The organism is Moorena sp. (assembly GCF_982860115.1).
This window is the reverse complement of the sequence record NZ_CEYLVT010000425.1, coordinates 1-2,714: the sequence shown is the minus strand read 5'-3', so window position 1 is coordinate 2,714 and position 2,714 is coordinate 1. Positions and strand designations below refer to the sequence as shown.

The window sequence follows — 2,714 nt, the reverse complement described above, 5'->3', positions numbered from 1 at the left end:
CTCCAGCCCACTCATTGCCATCAAAAACGTTATACCAGAGCCAGCCACTATCTCCCCGTCCTTGGTGGAAGACATATAACAGGTCATTGTATACTACTGCTGATGGATCTCCTGTCATCCCAGTTTTAGGAACTTGTTGGTCTCCAACCCATTCATTGCCATCAAAAACGTTATACCAGAGCCAGCCACTATCTCCTCGCCCCTGATGAAATACGTAGATGTTGCTCATTGTTTGTTCCCTAATTTGTCTCTAGTTAATCATACTAGTACCACAATACACCTATAAACATTCTAGAAATAGCCTGGGCTACGGCAGGGCATCTCGGAACCTGGATTGACCGTAGCTCAAGCTAATTAACTCTATAGCGAGACAGACTGTACTAGTTGCTCCCGTCCTGTGTTAAAGAAAAAGTAAATAATAGTCTTAAAAACCATCATCACTAATAAACTCCTAAAAAAGGGGGTGCATACATTACTACCATCGTGATAGTAATAAAGTTACTTACCCCCTAGAAAATAGGGAGGTTACTAGCAATGGCAAGTAAAAAGAAAACCCGCTTGAGTAAAAGTAGTGGTTTTGGAATTAAAAGCTTAATGCCGGAACTTCGCAAGGCAGAAGCTTTGATAATCAAGCAAAAATGGGAAAAAGCCCAGGTGGTTCTGGAGAATTTGAGTAATAACTATCCCCATAATGCAGATGTTCTCTCCCATTTAGTAAATGTCTGTTATGAATTAAAGGATTTACCGGCTTATGAACGTGCTTGCGAAATGCTGGTAAAAGTAGACCCTAAAAATGCAGATGCAGCATATGGCCTGGCGGGAGGTCACTATGCTAACCTGCATCCAATACTTGCCCTGGAAGCCTTTCAAAATGCTGTGAGTCGTTTTCCCAACCATGATTTGGCGGATGATGCCCGCGAAGCGATCGCAGACTTAGATTCTAAGGTGGATGAACTCTTGGCTGAGATGAATTTAACGCGCTCCAATGGTTGGGAGATTGCGGTATTAAACGAACGCGCTCAAGCTTATTTCATCCAAGGGAAATATGAACAAGCAAAATTGGCCAATGAAGAGTTACTTCGACTACGACCTGATTTTGTGTTTTCTTACAATAACTTGAGCTTGATTAGCTTTACTTTGGGGGATAATGATAAAGCAATCGCCTATTGCCAAAAAGTCCTGGAAATTCAACCAGACAATATCCATGCCCTTGGGAACCTGACTCGCTACCATATTCTCAATGGTGATATGGAACAAGCAGAAAGTACTTGTGAAAGATTGATCAATTCCCAAGCTAAGGGCTGGGACGTGTGGACAAAGAAAGTGGAAGGCCTCTCGTACTTTGGTGACGACGAAGGAATTTTGCAAGTTTTTGAGCAAGCTAAAGCTTCAGGAGAACTCTCAGGAACGTCGTTTAGCGGGTTGTTTTCGCACCTGGTAGCAGTAGCACTAACACGTCAGGGACGTATAGATGAAGCCCGTAAATTATGGTTGAAAACCCCTGAAGGCACCGAAGGGTCAAAATTAGCACAGGCAAACCTGGAAGACTTGAAGAAACCAATTGGTGAACGTCACGCACCTTGGGCATTCCCCTTGACTTGCTGGTTAACACAAAAGACAATAAAAGACCTATCAGTTTTGGCAGATTCCCACTCCAAAAAAAAGGGTCAACAGCTTTTAGCCAAAACCACCGAGGATTATTTTGATTCACATCCCCAGATTACCAATATTATACCCATACTACTGGAAAGAGGAGACCCCCAAGGAAGAGAATTTGCTTTTCGCTTTGCTAGTTTGGCCAAAACTCCGGAAATGCTAGTAGCACTGCGGGACTTTGCCATAAGCCAGCACGGTCCTGATGCCATGCGTTATGAAGCTGCGATAACGGTGTCTGAAGCCAAACTGTTGCCCCAAGAAGGTGTAAAAATGTGGTTTCAAGGTGAATTGCAAGAGGTTAACCTAATCTCCTATGAGCTTCACGACGAGCCCACTGTGCCGAATCATTCCCGTAAAGTCAAAAATCTGGGGGGTAAAGCTATATCGTTGATGACAAAAGGAGGAGTAGAAAAAGCGGTAGAGGCAGAAAAAATACTGCAAAAAGCTTTGGAAATAGAACCAGACTCACCAGATTTACTCAATAACTTAGCTGGTACCTATCAAATGCAAGGACGCACAGAAGAAGCCTACAACCTTTTGTCAGAACTATCATCAAACTATCCTGATTATCTATTTCCAATTATATCTCTGGCAAGGTTGAAAATCAAAAAAGGAGAAATTGCAGAAGCAGAAGCGTTGCTCAAGCCTCTAATATCTCGCAAGCGCTTTCAGTTTTCGGAGTTTAGTAATTTTTGCACTGCTCAAATTGAATTCTTCATGGCGAAAAAAGACAAAGATAGCGCTCGTAAGTGGTTGCAAATGTGGGAGAATTTCGACCCGGAGAACCCTGACTTGCTGCCATGGAAACTTAAGTTAGATGGGAATAATTTGTTGAATAAGTTGAAGTCGATGGTCAGTGGCTGGTAATTTAGTGGTATCATATTTTACCGATTGAAGAATCCCCGCTCATAAGCGGGCGGGGAGTGTCAAACACTTTGAGTACATGTGATTAACCAGATATATAGCATTTATACTACTAGTCAAACCAAGAAATAGCATCTCGGACAACTTTTACAAACTCATAGGTTGACTCATAAGGCAAAACATTACGACCAGGA

The 2,714-nt window shown here is 42.5% G+C and carries 2 protein-coding genes; one reads left to right on the top strand and one right to left on the bottom strand.

Annotated features, from left to right (window positions below):
- Window positions 1–229, bottom strand: a 229-nt coding sequence (locus AC4II3_RS32335; RefSeq protein ID WP_488029835.1) for a hypothetical protein, incomplete at its 3' end; no start/stop codon positions are given.
- A 305-nt stretch (window positions 230–534) separates the two neighbouring features.
- Here AC4II3_RS32335 and AC4II3_RS32330 point away from each other — a divergent pair.
- Window positions 535–2,523 (top strand): tetratricopeptide repeat protein, encoded by a 1,989-nt coding sequence (locus AC4II3_RS32330; RefSeq protein ID WP_488017006.1) that lies wholly within the window; start codon window positions 535–537, stop codon window positions 2,521–2,523.
- Window positions 2,524–2,714: the final 191 nt, after the last annotated feature.

Excerpts from the sequence above, each read along its gene's own strand:
- AC4II3_RS32330 (WP_488017006.1), top strand. The coding sequence starts at position 535 with ATGGCAAGTAAAAAGAAAACCCGCTTGAGTAAAAGTAGTGGTTTTGGA.